Here is a 15,707-nt window from a genome sequence, read left to right as displayed (position 1 = left end):
GACAAGCCGAGATTGGCAATCTGTAACGTTTCAGTATATTGCAGCCACACAAGGCCTGAAATCACGCCGGATTGCGGATTGCGGCGATTGCCGACCCGGCCTGCGGCTGCTATGCGCCTGACGGGCGGGAAGAATGGACAAACAGCGGACGGAAAAAAACGAAGAGGCGTCGACGCGAGAGCGGCCGACGCTGAAGACGCTTGCCTTCATGACCGGGCTCGGCGTGACCACCGTATCGCGCGCCCTGAAGGATGCCCCGGAGATCGGCGCCGAGACCAGGCGCCGCGTCCAGCTCGTCGCCAAGCAGATCGGCTACCGGCCCAACCGCGCCGGCGTGCGCCTCAGGACCGGCAAGACCAATGTCATCAGCCTCGTGCTCAACACCGAGCAGGAGATCATGAGCTTCGTCTCCGACATCATCTACGGTGTCACCGAAGTCATCGCCGACACGCCCTACCACTTGATCGTCACACCCTATTCGCGCTCGCAGGATCCGCTGGATCCGGTGCGCTATCTCGTGGAGACCGGTTCGGCCGACGGCGTCATCATCTCGCGCACGCAGCCGAACGATCCGCGCGCCCGCTACATGCTGGAGCGCGGCATACCCTTCGCCACGCATGGCCGCACCGATATGGGGCTGGTTCATCCCTACCATGATTTCGACAACTACGCCTTCGCGGCCGAGGCCGTGCGCCATCTCGCCGGCATGGGCCGCCGCCGGCTCGCTTTGGTGACGCCGCCGGTCGGTTTGAGCTACTACCGCCATACGGTCGACGGCTTTGCCGACGCGCTGAGCGAAGTCGGCGCCAGCGAGGTGCCGTTCAACACCATCTCGATCGACCATTCGATCGAACAGATCAGGATGAGGACCGCGCAACTGATGCGGCGCGACATCAGGCCGGACGGCATTATCAGCAGCGCCGCCGCCGCGACGCTCGCCATCGTCGCCGGTATCGAGGATGCCGGCTTCAAGCTCGGCCGCGACGTCGACGTGGTGTCGAAACAGTCGTCGGATCTGCTGCATCTGTTCCGGCATGAATTGCTGGTCGTCAACGAAGATTTCCGGCTGGCCGGCTCCGAGCTTGCACGCTCGGTGCTCGGCTGGATCGGCGGCACCGCGCCCGGCTCGCTGCAGAGCCTGAGCGAGCCGAAGGGCGTCGTGGCCTATCGGCGCTCAGGCGACTAACCCGCGGCGCCGCTGCCCCACGGGCCGTGGAACGCACCCTGCTCGCCGATGCGCTCGAAACCATGCGCGCCGAAGAAGTCGCGCTGCGCCTGGATCAGGTTCGAGGTGCCGCGGCCCTGGCGATAGCTGTCGAAATAGGCAAGCGCCGAAGACAGAGCCGGCACCGGCGTCCCGGCTTCGGAAGCCCTCGCCACGATGCGCCGCAGCGACGGATGCGCCTCCTGCATCAAGCTGATGAAAGCCGGCGCCATCAGCAGGTTGGTCGAAGCGCCGCCACTGCTGAAGGCCTCGGCCATTGTGTCGAGCATTTGCGAGCGGATGATGCAGCCGGCGCGCCAGATCTTGGCGATGGTCGGCATCGGCAGGTTCCAGTTGAACTCCTTCGAGGCGCCGGCCATCACGGCAAAGCCCTGCGCGTAAGCAGCGATCTTGCCGGCGAATAGCGCCAGTTCGAGGTCTTTCAGCAGCGTGTCCTTGTCGCCCGAAATTTTCGTCACGCCGATATTGCCATAGGCCTTTTCGGCTGCCTGCCTTTCGTCCTTGATCGACGACAGCACGCGCGCCGCCACCGCCGCCTCGATCGCGGTCGCCGGAATGCCGAGCTGCTGCGCCTCGATGACGGACCACTTGCCGGTGCCCTTCTGGCCGGCGCGATCGAGGATGATGTCGACCACCGGCTTGCCGGTCTTCGGATCGTCGGCGGCGAGCACCTTGGCGGTGATCTCGATCAGGTAGGAATTGAGCCGGCCCTTGTTCCAGTTGGAAAATACCGTGCCGATATCCTTCGGCCCCATGCCCAGGCCATCGCGCAGGATGCCGTAGATCTCGGCAATCATCTGCATGTCGGCATATTCGATGCCGTTGTGGATGGTCTTGACGAAATGCCCGGCGCCGTCGGTGCCGAGCCAGGCGGCACAGGGCTCGTCCTTGAACTTGGCGGAGATGGCGGTCAGTACCTTCTCGACGCGCTTCCACGAGTCCTCGGTGCCGCCGACCATGATCGACGGTCCATGGCGCGCGCCCTCCTCGCCGCCCGAGACACCCATGCCGATAAAGGTCAAACCCGAGCCGGACAGTTCCGAGAAGCGCCGCATCGTGTCGCGGAAGTTGGCATTGCCGGCGTCGATGACGATGTCGTTGGCCGACAGCACGCCGCGCAGCGCCTCGATCTGCTCGTCCACCGGCTTGCCGGCCAGCACCATGATGATGATCGGGCGCGGTGGCCGGATCGCCGCGGCAAGCTCTTCCAGGTTGTAACAGGGGACGACCATGTTCCTGAGCGCACCGGCATTCTCCACGAAGGCGTCGGTGCGTGCCTTGGTGCGGTTGAAGACGGCGATGCGGTGCCCGTGTTCGGCGATGTTCAGCGCCAGGTTGGAACCCATCGTGCCAAGGCCGATCAGGCCGATTTCGGCTTTTTCCATCGTTTCTTCCCTGCTTTCGGATCGCTTTGTTGAGGCCGTGTTTTGCGGGCGATGATTGACGAGCGTTTCGGGCCGCGTCAACCGCCTCGCCGAATTGTGTTATAGCCGCACGCAGACGTTTCCCGTTCGACAATGGTATCACATCCGTGAGTTACGGCCTGATGTCGATCGGCGCCTCGATCTTCACCACGTCGAAGTCCGAGACCAGGATGTCGATGCGCGCCGTCCAGCGGCCGGGCACTGGAATGACGAGATTGTCGACACGCCAGCTGCCGTCGCCGGGCTTGGTTGCCGCGCGCTTCAGCGGCTCGATGCCGGAGTCGGGCTTCGACAGCACCAGCGTCACTTCCTTGGCATCGAGCGGTCCGAAATCTCCGGTCATGATGATCATCGAGGCGGAAACCCGGCCGGCGTGGCCAGGCGCGATGCTGAGATCGGCCATCGCCTGCAGCGCGTGGATGTGGACCGAAACCGGTTGCGCCGCCGCGATCGCCAGCGCCCGCGGCGGCGGTGTAAAGCGCCAGCCCGCGGCGACACCGAAGATCGCCAGCACGATCAGCACTTCGACGCCGACCGAGCGGGTGAGCCTGCGTTGCACCTCGGTCGCGCCCGCCTCGGCCGAAGCGGTGAGCTTCCAGCGATTGACGGCGGCAAGCGTGAACAGGAAGACCAACAGCGCGAGCTTGACCAGCAGCAGCCGGCCATAGGCGGTGTCGATCAGCGCCAAGGGCGTCCGCACCTGGATCACGGCCAACACGACGCCCGCCGCGGCAAGCAAGGCGACCACAGGCAGGATGGCCCATGAGAAGCGGCGCAGGAATTCGACGGCACCGGCCGCTTGACGCTTCAGCGCGAGACCGAGCGGCACCAGAGCGCCGGCCCAAAAAGCGATACCGGCGCCATGCACGAAGACCAGCGGCCGTGTCAGCCATTGCGGCTCAGCGGCACTGGCGTGGCCGCTTGCGGCAAGTGCCGCGCCCACACCCGCCAGCCCGGCAAGGGCAAGCGGCCTGGCAGCCGCGCGCGGTCCGGCCAGCGAAAGCAGGCCGAGACCCAGCGCGATCAGAGCGATCAGCACCGTCCAGCCGAAGCTGGTGCCGAGACCGGTGCGCCAGACAACCGGCTGCGCCAGATGGGAGAGCGGCGCTCCAAGCGCATCGAGGCCTTGCAAGCCCAGCGATAGCGGCGCCGCCACCAGTCCGCACAGAATCGTCCCGGCAACAAAGCGCTGACCGGCGCGGCCATCGCCAGCCAGCCAGGCAAGGGCGAAAGCGCCGCCAATGCCGAGGAAAAGCCCTGCATAGAGAAGGACCTTGCCGATCCAGATCGCCGACCGCAGCGGCCAGTCGATCGCTTCGGAGACGGCCGGCGGCTCGCTTGGCGCGCCGATGGAAAACAAGAGCGAGCCGCCGACCGGATGGCCGTCGGCGGAAATGACACGCCAGCTCAGCACATGCGTGCCCGATTTGAGCGCCTGCGCATTGTCGATGTCGACCGTCTGGTCGCTGAGGCGGAAGGATGTCAGCGCAACTGGCGTGCCGTCGGGCCTCACCAGTGTCAGCACCAGCGGCGCAACCGGCTCGCTGAAGGTCAGCGAGAACCGCGCCGGCGCCTGTGCCAGCACGGCGCCGTCGGCCGGGTCGGTCTTGATCAGCGCCGCATGGGCAAAGGCCTGGCTTGTCGAGGCCATGACGATGAACGCGATGACCATCGCGAAAAGACCGGGCCAGCCGAATCGCTTGCTGGTCGTTGCGGGCCTTTGAAGTGGGGATCTCGCGTTCATGCTGTCGCCATGGAATTGACGGCGCACCTTGCCGACAGGGCGCGCCGCCAGAAAATCATTTCTTCGGCGTGAGCTTGATGCCGGGCGCCGGGTTCTCAAGCGCGTCCTCATCCTGTCCGGCCGCCGGAATCTCGATCCAGCGGGCGGCGGCATCGCCGCATTCCTGCACCACCGGGAAGTAGAGTTTCTGGCCGGCGGGCAAATCCGCCGTCAGCGTCGCCCGGAAGGCGAACTCGTCGTAAAATTCATCCGGCAGATTGCCGCCGCTCCAGTCGACTTCCTTCACCCCGTCGGCCACCGCCTCGCCGAAGAGCAGGTACGACTTCTCGAACTTGCCCTTCTTGGTCTGCAGTGTCCAGCCAGGCTTGGGCATCGGCTTGACCGCAATCACCCCTTCCGGGATCTGCACGCGTACGGCGGTCGTCGCCTTGCCGTCGCAACCATGCGGCACGCGCAGCACTGCCTTGTAGGTCGAGCCGACCGCCGCCTCCTGGGTCTCGAGCGTGATGTGCGCGAAGGCGGCATTTGTCCCCAGCACGAGAAACGCGCCGGCCGCCAAAAGATATCTGATCATGAGGGTCCCTCTGATGTCAAAATAGGTGGATCGGCACGATCAATTGGCGTGGTCGTCCATGCCACCCATTTCGCCCATGCCCTCGACGGCGAACTCGACGCTGACCGTACCGGCCTTCTCGAAGGTCAGCGTGGCGGCGAACTTTTCGCCCTGCTTGGGTTGCCGCTTCAGGCCGATGAACATTAGGTGATAGCCTCCAGGCGCGAGCGCGACCTTGCCGCCTGCCGGGATTTCCAAGCCACCGTCCACTGGCCGCATGGTCATGACGCCGTCCGTGACCCCCATTTGATGCAGTTCGGCCTTTTCGGAGACGTCGGAGGAGATCGACAGCAGCCGGTCCGGTGTACTGCCCTTGTTGACGATGGTGAAATAGCCGCCGGCCACCTTGGCGCCAGCCGGCGTGGCGCGCGACCAGGGGTGTACGATTTCGAGATCGCCGACCTTGAATTCATGCGCCGGTACGGCCTGGGCGCCAACGAACAACAGGGAAAAGGCCAATGTGATGATGCCAAGATCGGCTTTGAAGCGAGACAGGGTGCGGCCGAACGCGATGCCCGCCGACATACGGAAAGAATGGGACATGGTTGCTCCATGACGTGATGATCGCGCCGTCGCCGGTCGCGAATGGTTTTGATCTTGGATGAGTACGCTCGCGAAAGGTTCCGCAAGCAAGCAGGCTTAACCCGCCAGCGGCGGCGCGCGCGGGTTCGACGGGGAGCGTTCGCGGGCGAAGTCGAGATGCGTGGTCGCCGGGAAGACGAAGGCGACGGCCTCGAAGGAAAGGGACGCAAGTGCAAGCCCGGCATCGGGCGGCGGCGCATAGGCCGGCGAAAACATGCCGCAGCCAAGTGTGCAGCAGGCCGGCAGGTGGGACGGATGCTGGTCGCCGCCGGGAAGCTGGGAGGCGCCGTCGTGGGTACAGATGACGTTGCCGAAGGCATCGAGCTGCGCGGCACTCGGCGCGGTGCTGAGGGCGAACGCACCAAGTGTCGACTGGAGCAACAGCAAATAGGCCGCGACAAGCACGACCGGAATGCTCCACCGTCTCCCCGGGCCGATCAAGCCATCTGCCTCTTCAAACAATCGATGACGATACCTAGCACGGCCGAGACAGGTCGAAAATCGCCAATTCGATGCTGCGGCAACGCGGCAGGATCAGCTCTTTTGGGATGGCCGGCTTTCCGGGATCGAGGTCAGCAATGTCTGGCGTGCCGACTTCAGATGCTTGCGGCAGGCTGCATCGACCTTGCCGAGGTCGCGCGACTTGAGTGCCTCGATATAGGATAGATGCTCGCCGATCGCGACTTCGTTGCGCTCGCGTTCCTGTGCCTTGTTCCACTGGTAATGGTAATGGAAGATCATGGCGATGACGTCGTAGAAATCAACGATGAAGCGGTTGTGCGAGGCGCGATGGATAAGCCGGTGGAAGCGCTCGTCCAGCTCCGAAAACTCATTGAAGCGCGTTGCAATCTCGCGCGCCAGAGCGCGGTGTTCCTCCTCCAGCCGGTCGAGATCCCCCCAGACCGGACTATCCCGCGGCAGCGCGGTGAACGCGGCGGCCGAGCGCAATTCGAATATCTCGCGGATCTCGGTCAGTTCCAGCGCGAAGGCGCGTGTAAAACCTTTCAGCACCCAATGGCTGTTGCGGCGTTTCTCGATCAGGCCGAAACGGGAGAAGCGGATCAGGAACTCGCGCACGCTGGTGGTGCCGACACCGATCTCACGCGCCAGTTCGAGCTCGTTGATCTGCATGCCGGCCTCGGCGCCGCCGGCAAGCAGCCTCCGCATGAACGACCGCTCGATGATCTCGGCCAGTGTGTCGGTCTCTTCCTCGGGGAAGAAATCGTCGGGATGCGGGTCGCGCAGCACCGTCTTGGCGCGCTTGTTCCAGGCGATCAGCCCGGTTTCCTCCATACGCGCCAGGATGCTGCGCACGGTCGTGCGGCTGACGCCGAGCAGCGCGCCCAGCTCGGGTTCCGACGGCAGGCTGCGCGTCTCGTCGAGCAGCCTGAGGCACCGGTTGTAGGCATCCTTGTAGACGTTGTTGCTCTTCGACATCCCTGACCCATTCATCCCCGCGCTTGCGGCGGCCGGCTTGAAGCGCAATATGATCTTCCCAGGACCCTGAAAGCAGGAATCGCTTTCACTGGGCCAGGCTCATTGTTTCCAGCGCCACCAAGGGCCGACCCGAGCGAAAAAACAATTGACGCAAAACTGTTTTTTCACGATAAAAGACATTATCTCTTAACAGGCGCGTGTCAATCCGCGCATCCCAGGATCACCCAGGAAACGCCCGTGAACGCCTCGAACACCATTCTTCTATCTCCCGCCGACAATGTCGCCGTTGCCAATGGCCGTATCGAGATCGGCACCACGCTGCCGGGCGGCGCGCTCGCTGCCGCCGTCATCGAGCCTGGCCACAAGGTGGCGATCAAGCCGATCGCCGCGGGTGAAGCCGTGGTCAAATACGCCCAGGCGATCGGCCGCGCCACACAGGACATCGCGCCGGGCGAGCACGTCCATTCGCACAATCTGGTTTTCGAGGCCGGCCGGCTGCCGGTGGTGCCGCCGAGCGAAGCCGAGCACGCAACCGAAGCTGACCGCGCCCGCACTTTCATGGGCTATCGCCGAGCCGATGGCCGCGCCGGCACGCGCAACTTCATCGGCATCATCGCCAGCGTCAATTGTTCGGCCACCGTCTGCCATTCGATCGCCGACACGGCCAACAGGACCTTGCTGCCGAAATATCCCGGCATCGATGGCTTCGTGCCGATCGTCCATGGCCAGGGTTGTGGCATGAGCGGTACCGGCGACGGCATGATGGTGCTGCACCGGACCTTGGCCGGCTATGCCCGCCATCCGAATTTCGGCGGCGTGCTGATGGTCGGCCTCGGCTGCGAGGTCAACCAGCTCACCCTCTACGGCCAGAAGGGTGCCGCCGCCGGCAAGCGCCACTTCAACATCCAGGATGCCGGCGGGTCGCGCAAATCGGTGGAAAAGGCGATGGGCGTGCTGGCCGAGATATCAGAGGAAGTCGGCCAGTTGAAGCGCGAGCCGATTCCGGTCAGCGAGATCGTCGTCGGCCTGCAATGCGGCGGCTCCGACGGCATGTCTGGCATCACGGCCAATCCGGCGCTGGGCGCGGCGGTCGACATTCTCGCTGGCGTCGGCGGCATCGGCATCCTCTCCGAGACGACGGAGATTTATGGCGCCGAGCATCTGCTCGCCTATCGTGCGGCGACGCCCGAGGTCGCCAAGAAGCTCGATGGCTATGTGAAATGGTGGGAAGATCACGTCGCCAAGCATGGCGCCTCGATCGACAACAACCCCTCGCCCGGCAACAAGCGCGGCGGCCTCACCACCATCCTGGAAAAGTCGCTCGGTGCCGTCGCCAAGGGCGGCCAGACGCCGCTCAACGGCGTGTTCGGCTACGCCGAGAAGGTCACCGGCAACGGGCTGGTGTTCATGGACACGCCCGGGTACGACCCGGTCTCGGCCACGGGACAGGTCGCGGGCGGCGCCAATGTCATCGTCTTTACCACCGGCCGCGGCTCCTGCTTCGGCTGCCGGCCGACACCCTCGATCAAGGTCGCCACCAACTCGACCATGTATCACCAGATGGAAGAGGACATGGACGTCAATTGCGGCGTCATCGCCTCCGGCGAAAAGACCATCGCCGGCATGGGCCGCGAGATCTTCGAACTCATCGTCGAGACGGCTTCGGGCCGCAAGACCAAGAGCGAGGATTTCGGCTATGGCGACAACGAGTTCGTGCCCTGGCATCTCGGCGCGACACTCTGAAATTCAAGCAATATCTGATAAACTTGCCGGGCTGGACAACGGCCGGGAACGGGGAGGTTGTGCATGGAAAGACGCCGCATCGGCCAGACAGCGCTGGAGGTCACAGAGATCAGCTTTGGCGGCGCCGCGATCGGCGGCCTCTACCGCGCCTGTTCGCGCGAGGCGGCGATGGAAACGCTGCAAGGCGCCTGGGAGGCGGGCTTGCGCTATTTCGACACCGCGCCCTTCTACGGCTTCGGCCTGTCGGAGCGTCGCTTCGGCGACTTCCTGCGCTACAAGCCACGCGATTCCTACGTGCTTTCGACCAAGGTCGGCCGCCTGTTCCGCCCGGTGCCGGAAGACCAGGTTCCCGACCACTCCTATGTCGATCCGCTGCCCTTCGCGCTGGATTACGACTATTCCTATGACGGCATCATGCGGTCGGTAGACTTCAGCTATGCGCGCCTCGGGCTAAACAGGATAGACATCCTGTATGTGCACGACATCGGCGTCTACACGCATGGTGTGGAGAAGACCAAGCTGCATTTCCGCCAGCTGATGGATGGCGGGCTCAAGGCGCTTGAGGAGTTGAAGCGGGCCGGTACGATTTCCGCCTATGGGCTCGGCGTCAACGAAGTCCCAATCTGCCTTGACGTGATGCGCCGGGCGCCGCTCGACTGCATCCTGCTCGCCAGCCGTTATTCCTTGCTCGACCGCAGCGCGGAAGCCGAACTGCTGCCGCTGTGCCGTGCGCAACAGACGTCGCTGGTGATCGGTGGCGTTTTCAACTCGGGCATATTGGCGACCGGGCCGGTGCAAGGCGCCCATTTCGACTACCAGCCCGCCAGCCACGATGTGCTCGACCGTGTCGACGCCATGGAGAAGATCGCCGGTGAAGGCGGTTATCCGCTGCCGGCGGCCGCGTTTCAGTTTCCCTTGCACGAGCCAGCCGTCGCCACCGTGCTGACCGGCACGGCAAAATTGGCGAACCTGACGCGCAACCTCGAACTGCTCGATATCGACGTGCCGGAGACGGAATATGCCAAGTATCGTCCCTACACGGTGGTGCAGGAACTGGCTTGAGGCCCCGTACTTCGCGATGTCCATAGGGTCAGGGGCCGACTTCACAATGTCGCGATCCAGAAAAGAACGAACATTCCATATTGACTGGCATATGGAATTAATATTCCATACGTTCTCGGAACGGAAACGGGAGCGCCTGACTACGACAAGGGAGGAGCCGCGCTGGTAGGCGAGGCATTGTCAGGCCTTTGGAGGACTGACTGGAAACACCGCTTGCATCGGCTGGATCGATGCACTATCAAAACAGTGCAACTGTTTTTTATTGATAAAGTTCCGTTTGGGCCACGCCTATCCGAACGGAGCTAAACCTTCACCAGGCGACTTAGGGAGGAACCTAATGAAATTCGTGACCAGCCTTCTCAACCGCCGCGCTTTCGTGGCCCTGGCAGCAGCGTCGATGCTTGCCGGCGCGATGCATTCCGCGCCCGCCTCGGCGGCCGACGTGACCATTCCGATCATCGTCAAGGATACGACCTCTTTCTACTGGCAGATCGTTCTGGCCGGCGCCCGCAAGGCCGGCAAGGATCTCGGCGTCAATGTGCCGGAGCTCGGCGCCCAGGCTGAAACCGACGTCAACGGCCAGATCTCGATCCTCGAAAACGCCGTCGCCAGCAACCCGGCCGCCGTCGTCATCTCGCCGACCGAGTTCAAGGCGCTCGGCAAGCCGATCGACGAGGCGGCCTCCAAGGTCAAGGTCATCGGCATCGACTCTGGCGCCGACTCCAAGGCCTTCACCTCCTTCCTGACCACCGACAACGTGCAGGGCGGCCGCGTCGCCGCTGACGGTCTCGCCGCCGCCATCGGTGCCGCCAATGGGGGCAAGGTCGAAGGCAAGGTCGCGCTGATCACGGCGCTTCCCGGCGCTGGTTCGCTCGAGCAGCGCAAGCAAGGCTTCATCGAACAGATCAAGGCCAAGTATCCGGGCCTCGAGCTTATCGCCGACAAATACGCCGACGGTCAGGCCACCACCGGCCTCAACATCGCCACCGACCTGATCACCGCTAATCCCGACCTCAAGGGCATCTTTGCCTCCAATCTGATCATGGCGCAGGGCGTCGGCCAGGCGATCGCCGAGAACAACCTTGCCGGCAAGGTCGGGCTGATCGGCTTCGACAGCGACGAGAAGCTGATCAAGTTCTTGAATGATGGCGTCATCTCCGGCCTCGTCGTCCAGGACCCGTACCGGATGGGCTATGACGGCATCAAGACCGCACTCGCCGCGTCGAAGGGCGAGAAGGTCGAGGCGAATGTCGACACCGGCGCGAACCTCGTTACCAAGGCCAATATGAAGGATCCCAAGATCGACGCGCTGCTCAACCCGAAGCTCAAATAAGCAGCGTCGCGACAATCGTTTCCGGGGCGGCGTCGCCCCGGAAACATCCATCGGACGATTTGGAAATTCGCCTGCGTGCTTTAGGCTCCGCCTTCAAGATGCGTGTTCAAGACGCATCGCTGCGTACCCAACGATTGAGACCAATCTGGGAGGATTGTTATGACGTCGACGGCGCAGGAACTGCACCCGGCACCTACGCTGCAGCCGGGCAGGACGATCCTCGAACTCAACGGCCTCGAAAAGCGCTACCCCGGCACCCATGCGCTGAAGCCGGTGCACCTTGCCTTCAAAGCGGGCGAGATCCACGCCATTGTCGGCGAGAACGGCGCCGGCAAATCGACCCTCATAAAACTTCTGACCGGCGTCATGCCGCGTACCTCCGGCGAGGTCATCTGGGAGGGCAAGCCGGCGGCTTTGGCCACCCCGCACGAGGCGATGGCGCTGGGCATTAACGCCGTCCACCAGGAGGTGGTGCTGTGCCGCCATCTCACCGTCGCCGCCAACATGTTCTTAGGCGAGGAGGAGTCCCGCTTCGGCCTCCTGCAACAGCGCGCCATGGTCAAAGACGCGCAGAGGATCATCAACGGCCTCGGCTTCGACCTACCGGCGCATGTCATGCTCGGTGACCTCACCATCGGCCAGCAGCAGCTGATCGCGGCCGCCCGCGCCACCGTGCGCGGCACCAAGTTCCTGATCTTCGACGAGCCGACCGCCTACCTGACCCGCAAGGAGGCCGACCAGCTCTTCACCTTGATCCGCCGGCTGAAGTCGGAGGGCGTGACGATCATCTATATCAGCCATCGCATGGAGGAAGTGTTCGAGCTCGCCGATCGTGTTTCGGTGCTGCGCGACGGCACGCTGGTCGGCACCAGGAACATCAGCGAGACCAATGACGCCGAACTCGTCAAGCTGATGATCAACCGCTCGATCGAACAAATCTACCACAAGGATCATTTCACTCCGGGTGCCGCGATCGTCGAGGCCAGGAACCTCTCGGGCAAGGGCTTCGAAAACGTGTCGATGACAGTCCGTGCCGGCGAGATCGTCGGGCTCTACGGCCTGATCGGCGCCGGACGCAGCGAATTCGTCACCACGCTCTACGGCCGGCACAAGAAGTCGGCCGGCCAGGTCCTGTGGGAAGGCAAGGATGTCCAGATCAACTCCGAGCATGACGCGATCAAGCTCGGCATGGCGCTGGCGCCGGAAAGCCGCCGCGACCAGGGCCTTTGTCTCAACCTGCCGGTTGGCCTCAACCTCAATTTGCCGATCTACAAGCGCATCTCCCGCAACCTGTTGATCTCGAGCGCGAAAGAGAAGGCCGAGGCCGACCGCCAAATCGCCGGCCTCAGGATCAAGACCCCGACGCGCCATGCGTTGGCTTCCAGCCTTTCGGGCGGCAATCAGCAGAAGATCGTCATCGGCAAATGGCTGGCCCATGGCGCCAAGCTGTTCATCTTCGACGAGCCGACGGTTGGCGTCGATGTCGGCACCAAGGCCGAAATCTACCGCCTGTTCAGCGCGCTCTTGTCAAAGGGCGCCGGCATCATCCTGATCTCATCCTATTTGCCGGAAGTCTATGAACTGGCCGACACGCTGCACGTGTTCCGCCGCGGCAAGCTGGTGGCCACGCACGGCTTCCACACCGCCGATCACGAGGACATCCTCACACAGGCGCTCGCCGAGAAACAAGAAAAGTTGGGAGGAAAGACATGAGCACCGAGGCGATCCCTGCCGAAAAACCGAAGCGCAATTACAACGCCCTGTTCGGACTGACGCTGCTGGCGCTGCTGGTGCTGCTGTGGGTCATCCTGTCGTTATCCACATCGAGCTTCGCGTCGGCCAACAACATCTCGAATCTGCTGCGCCAGGGTTCGATGATCGCCATTTTGGCTGTCGGCCAGACCTTCGTCATCATCACCGGCGGCATCGATCTGTCCGTGGGCGCGGTGGTTGGCTTCGCAACCGTCATCGCCGCGATGTTGATCAACGCCGGCGTCCCGGTCTTCCTCGCCATCCTGCTCACCTTGCTGGTCGGCGTCGCCATCGGCCTCTTCCATGGTTTTGGCATCGTCAAGATGGGCCTGCCGCCTTTCATCATCACGCTGGCGACCCTGACGTCGCTGCGCGGCATTGGCCTCTTGATGACCAACGGCAATTCGATTTCGATCAACAATGATGCTTTCCAGGAATTCTCGCGCAACTCCTTCCTCGGCGTCCCTAATCTGTTCTGGATGGTCCTGCTGGTCGGCATACCCGCCTATGTCTTCCTGCATCACAGCCGCTGGGGCCGGTATCTGTTCTCGGTTGGGTCGAACGCCGAGGCCTCGCGCCTGTCCGGCGTTAACGTCCAGCGCACCATCTTCATGGCCTACACGCTGTCGGGTCTGTGCGCGGCGTTCGTCGGCGTGCTCTTGGCTTCGCGCATCGGCATCGGCAACCCGACCCAGGCCGAAGGGTGGGAACTGCAGGCGATCGCCTCGTCGGTGATCGGCGGCACCTCACTGTTCGGCGCGGTCGGCTCGGTGCACGGGCCACTGCTCGGCGCCTTCATCCTGGCGACCATCAACAACGGCGCCAACCTGCTCAACGTCAACGCCTTCTGGCAGCGTGTCATCACCGGCGTGCTGATCATCGTCATCGTCTATTTCGATGGCCTGCGCCGCCGCGGCGGCAAGTAGTCAACGAACCGAAAATCGAACTCCGGCCCAGTATCAAAACGGGCCGGAGTTTTCGTAAACCCAAATTGGACCGAACCATGAAAGCCGTCGTCTGCCGCTCGCCCGGCGAACTCATTCTGGAAGACCGTCCCGCTCCCGGCTCGCCGCCTCCCGGCTGGGCACTGGTGGCGGTCAGCCATGTCGGCATCTGCGGCACCGACTATCACATCTTCGAGGGCAAGCACCCGTTCCTCGCCTACCCCCGCATCATGGGCCACGAAGTGTCTGGCACCGTCGTCGAAGTCGGCGAAGGAGCCGGTCTTGCGGTCGGCGAACCGGTGATCATCAACCCCTATCTCTCCTGCGGCAAATGCATCGCCTGCCGCCACGGCAAGCCCAATTGCTGTGTGCGCATCGAAGTGCTCGGCGTGCATCGCGATGGCGCCATGTGCGAACAGATCCTGGTGCCGACGCAGAACCTCTATCCCACCAACGGCCTGTCGCTCGCCGACGCCGCCGCCGTCGAATTCCTGGCCATCGGCGCCCATGCCGTGCGCCGCGCGCGTTCCGAGCCCGGTGCACGCACGCTGGTCATCGGCGCCGGTCCGATCGGCCTCGGCACCGCCATCTTCGCCCGCATCGCCAGGCTCGACGTCAGCTTGCTCGACATGAGCAGCGAAAGGCTGGGCTTCGCGTCAAGCGAGCTCGGCTTCTCAGTCCTTGACGGCTCACAAGCGCCGGTTGCCGATCTGGTGCGCGACGCGACTGGTGGCGAAGGCTTCGACGTGGTCTTCGACGCCACCGGCAACACCTCCTCGGTGCAATCGGCCTTCGCCCATGTCGCGCATGGCGGCACGCTTGTGCTGGTCAGCGTCGTCAAGGACGACATCGTCTTTTCCGATCCCGAGTTCCACAAGCGCGAGATGACGCTGGTCGGCAGCCGCAATGCGCTGCGCGCCGATTTCGATCATGTCGCCGCCTCGATCCGCAATGGCGCCGTGCCGCTGGCCAAGCTCGTCACCCACCGGACCACGCTGACCGATACGCCAGGGGATCTCGCACGCTGGGTCCATGAAAAGTCGGGCCTGATCAAGGCCGTGATCGAGATCGGATAGCCGGGGCGTTACAGCGCCGACAGCTTCAGCTCCACCCGCTCGGCCGGAAAACGTGACTCCGAAAACTGGATCGGCTGGCCGTCGGGCGTGACGTTGACCGCCACCGTGACCAGCACGATGGCGCCCGGCTGCAGATCGAGATCGGCAAGATCCGCGGCGTCGGCATGGCGCGCCGAGAGCACGGTCGATTGCCTGAGATAATCGTCGATGCCGAAACGCGCGAGCGACGCGGTGATCGAACCGGTCTGCGCCATCGCCTCGTCGATGCCGGCAAAGCGTCTGGCATCGAACCAGCTGGCAGCACGCGACACGGACCGTCCGTCGGCCTCGCCGCGTGTTTCCAGCCGCATCACGTCAGCGCCCCTGGCAAGGCCAAGACCCTCGGCGACACGCTGGCTGGCCGGCTCGATCGATGAAGAGAGCAGCACGATGTGTCGTTCCGACGTCTGTCCCTGCAGGCCCGCCGAGAAACGCGTACGCGCGCCGATCGGATAGGACAGCCGCTTGCGCGACAAGACGAACGTGCCGCGCCCTTGCTCGGCCCGCAGCACGCCCTCCTGCACGAGGGCCGATATGGCGCTGCGTACTGTGTGACGGTTGACGCCGTAGCGCTCGGCCAGCGCGACTTCGGGCGGCAGCGCGGCATTTTCGGCGAAATCGCCAATGGCAATCGCTTGCAGGATCCTGTCGGCGATCTGGCGCCATAGTGAAACACCGCTGCGCCGCTCGATGCTGTCGGCCGCTTGCTGCCCGATCATGTTTTGCCCCCGCC

The 15,707-nt window shown here is 63.8% G+C and carries 14 protein-coding genes; 7 read left to right on the top strand and 7 right to left on the bottom strand.

All coding sequences use genetic code 11. From position 1 onward, the window contains the following. Positions 1–133 precede the first annotated feature (133 nt). Entirely contained in the window at positions 134–1,186 is a 1,053-nt protein-coding gene (locus EN808_RS01230; protein WP_135914966.1) for a LacI family transcriptional regulator, read from the top strand. Here EN808_RS01230 and gndA read toward each other — a convergent pair. The 6 genes from gndA to EN808_RS01200 all read right to left on the bottom strand — a co-directional run bounded on the left by gndA (position 1,183) and on the right by EN808_RS01200 (position 7,025). Next, entirely contained in the window at positions 1,183–2,610 is a 1,428-nt protein-coding gene (gene gndA, locus EN808_RS01225; protein ID WP_135914965.1) for an NADP-dependent phosphogluconate dehydrogenase, read from the bottom strand. The two genes, EN808_RS01230 and gndA, sit on opposite strands and share 4 nt — an antisense overlap. Positions 2,611–2,761: 151 nt before the next feature. Continuing rightward, positions 2,762–4,321 carry a copper resistance CopC/CopD family protein gene (locus tag EN808_RS01220; protein WP_135915245.1) on the bottom strand — a complete coding sequence of 520 codons (1,560 nt, stop codon included), beginning with the start codon at positions 4,319–4,321 and terminating at the stop codon, positions 2,762–2,764. A gap of 127 nt (positions 4,322–4,448) precedes the next feature. Beyond that, positions 4,449–4,967 carry a YcnI family protein gene (locus EN808_RS01215; RefSeq protein WP_135914964.1) on the bottom strand — a complete coding sequence of 173 codons (519 nt, stop codon included), beginning with the start codon at positions 4,965–4,967 and terminating at the stop codon, positions 4,449–4,451. 39 nt (positions 4,968–5,006) lie between these two features. Continuing rightward, positions 5,007–5,549: a copper chaperone PCu(A)C gene (locus EN808_RS01210; protein ID WP_135914963.1), complete on the bottom strand. Its 543-nt coding sequence runs from the start codon at positions 5,547–5,549 to the stop codon at positions 5,007–5,009. Positions 5,550–5,645: 96 nt separating this feature from the next. Further along, complete coding sequence (locus tag EN808_RS01205) at positions 5,646–6,002, bottom strand: DUF2946 family protein (protein ID WP_135915244.1); 357 nt, start codon at positions 6,000–6,002, stop codon at positions 5,646–5,648. 120 nt (positions 6,003–6,122) lie between these two features. After that, positions 6,123–7,025, bottom strand: a complete 903-nt coding sequence (locus tag EN808_RS01200) for a GntR family transcriptional regulator (protein ID WP_135914962.1) — start codon at positions 7,023–7,025, stop codon at positions 6,123–6,125. A 237-nt stretch (positions 7,026–7,262) separates the two neighbouring features. Between EN808_RS01200 and EN808_RS01195 the strand changes: the two genes are divergently transcribed. From EN808_RS01195 to EN808_RS01170, 6 genes are all read left to right on the top strand, one after another. After that, positions 7,263–8,768, top strand: a complete 1,506-nt coding sequence (locus EN808_RS01195; protein WP_127872338.1) for an altronate dehydratase family protein — start codon at positions 7,263–7,265, stop codon at positions 8,766–8,768. A 63-nt stretch (positions 8,769–8,831) separates the two neighbouring features. Then, complete coding sequence (locus EN808_RS01190; protein ID WP_127277040.1) at positions 8,832–9,830, top strand: aldo/keto reductase; 999 nt, start codon at positions 8,832–8,834, stop codon at positions 9,828–9,830. 337 nt (positions 9,831–10,167) lie between these two features. Next, complete coding sequence (locus EN808_RS01185) at positions 10,168–11,163, top strand: ABC transporter substrate-binding protein (protein WP_127872337.1); 996 nt, start codon at positions 10,168–10,170, stop codon at positions 11,161–11,163. 159 nt (positions 11,164–11,322) lie between these two features. Further along, on the top strand, positions 11,323–12,876 hold the full coding sequence (locus tag EN808_RS01180) for a sugar ABC transporter ATP-binding protein (RefSeq protein ID WP_127872336.1): 1,554 nt from the start codon (positions 11,323–11,325) through the stop codon (positions 12,874–12,876). Next, positions 12,873–13,841 carry an ABC transporter permease gene (locus EN808_RS01175; protein WP_027144667.1) on the top strand — a complete coding sequence of 323 codons (969 nt, stop codon included), beginning with the start codon at positions 12,873–12,875 and terminating at the stop codon, positions 13,839–13,841. Before EN808_RS01180 ends, EN808_RS01175 begins: the two co-directional genes overlap by 4 nt. Positions 13,842–13,918: 77 nt before the next feature. Next, a complete protein-coding gene (locus EN808_RS01170; RefSeq protein ID WP_127279886.1) occupies positions 13,919–14,935 on the top strand; it encodes a zinc-binding alcohol dehydrogenase family protein in 1,017 nt (338 codons plus the stop codon). 8 nt (positions 14,936–14,943) lie between these two features. Here the strand turns inward: EN808_RS01170 and phnF are convergent, their stop codons facing one another. After that, positions 14,944–15,693 carry a phosphonate metabolism transcriptional regulator PhnF gene (gene phnF / locus EN808_RS01165; RefSeq protein WP_127279887.1) on the bottom strand — a complete coding sequence of 250 codons (750 nt, stop codon included), beginning with the start codon at positions 15,691–15,693 and terminating at the stop codon, positions 14,944–14,946. Between the last annotated feature and the right edge of the window lie 14 nt (positions 15,694–15,707).

This window comes from Mesorhizobium sp. M8A.F.Ca.ET.165.01.1.1, assembly GCF_004792065.1.
In the GTDB taxonomy this organism is placed as follows: domain Bacteria; phylum Pseudomonadota; class Alphaproteobacteria; order Rhizobiales; family Rhizobiaceae; genus Mesorhizobium.
Note: the sequence above shows the minus strand (reverse complement) of the source record. Positions and strands in the feature narration are given on the sequence as shown.

What these genes read in the sequence shown, in the direction of transcription:
- EN808_RS01230 (WP_135914966.1), top strand. Translation starts at nt 134, where the DNA reads ATGGACAAACAGCGGACGGAAAAAAACGAAGAGGCGTCGACGCGAGAG.
- gndA (WP_135914965.1), bottom strand. Translation starts at nt 2,610, where the DNA reads ATGGAAAAAGCCGAAATCGGCCTGATCGGCCTTGGCACGATGGGTTCC.
- EN808_RS01220 (WP_135915245.1), bottom strand. Translation starts at nt 4,321, where the DNA reads ATGGTCATCGCGTTCATCGTCATGGCCTCGACAAGCCAGGCCTTTGCC.
- EN808_RS01215 (WP_135914964.1), bottom strand. Translation starts at nt 4,967, where the DNA reads ATGATCAGATATCTTTTGGCGGCCGGCGCGTTTCTCGTGCTGGGGACA.
- EN808_RS01210 (WP_135914963.1), bottom strand. Translation starts at nt 5,549, where the DNA reads ATGTCCCATTCTTTCCGTATGTCGGCGGGCATCGCGTTCGGCCGCACC.
- EN808_RS01200 (WP_135914962.1), bottom strand. Translation starts at nt 7,025, where the DNA reads ATGTCGAAGAGCAACAACGTCTACAAGGATGCCTACAACCGGTGCCTC.
- EN808_RS01190 (WP_127277040.1), top strand. Translation starts at nt 8,832, where the DNA reads ATGGAAAGACGCCGCATCGGCCAGACAGCGCTGGAGGTCACAGAGATC.
- EN808_RS01185 (WP_127872337.1), top strand. Translation starts at nt 10,168, where the DNA reads ATGAAATTCGTGACCAGCCTTCTCAACCGCCGCGCTTTCGTGGCCCTG.
- EN808_RS01180 (WP_127872336.1), top strand. Translation starts at nt 11,323, where the DNA reads ATGACGTCGACGGCGCAGGAACTGCACCCGGCACCTACGCTGCAGCCG.
- EN808_RS01175 (WP_027144667.1), top strand. Translation starts at nt 12,873, where the DNA reads ATGAGCACCGAGGCGATCCCTGCCGAAAAACCGAAGCGCAATTACAAC.
- EN808_RS01170 (WP_127279886.1), top strand. Translation starts at nt 13,919, where the DNA reads ATGAAAGCCGTCGTCTGCCGCTCGCCCGGCGAACTCATTCTGGAAGAC.
- phnF (WP_127279887.1), bottom strand. Translation starts at nt 15,693, where the DNA reads ATGATCGGGCAGCAAGCGGCCGACAGCATCGAGCGGCGCAGCGGTGTT.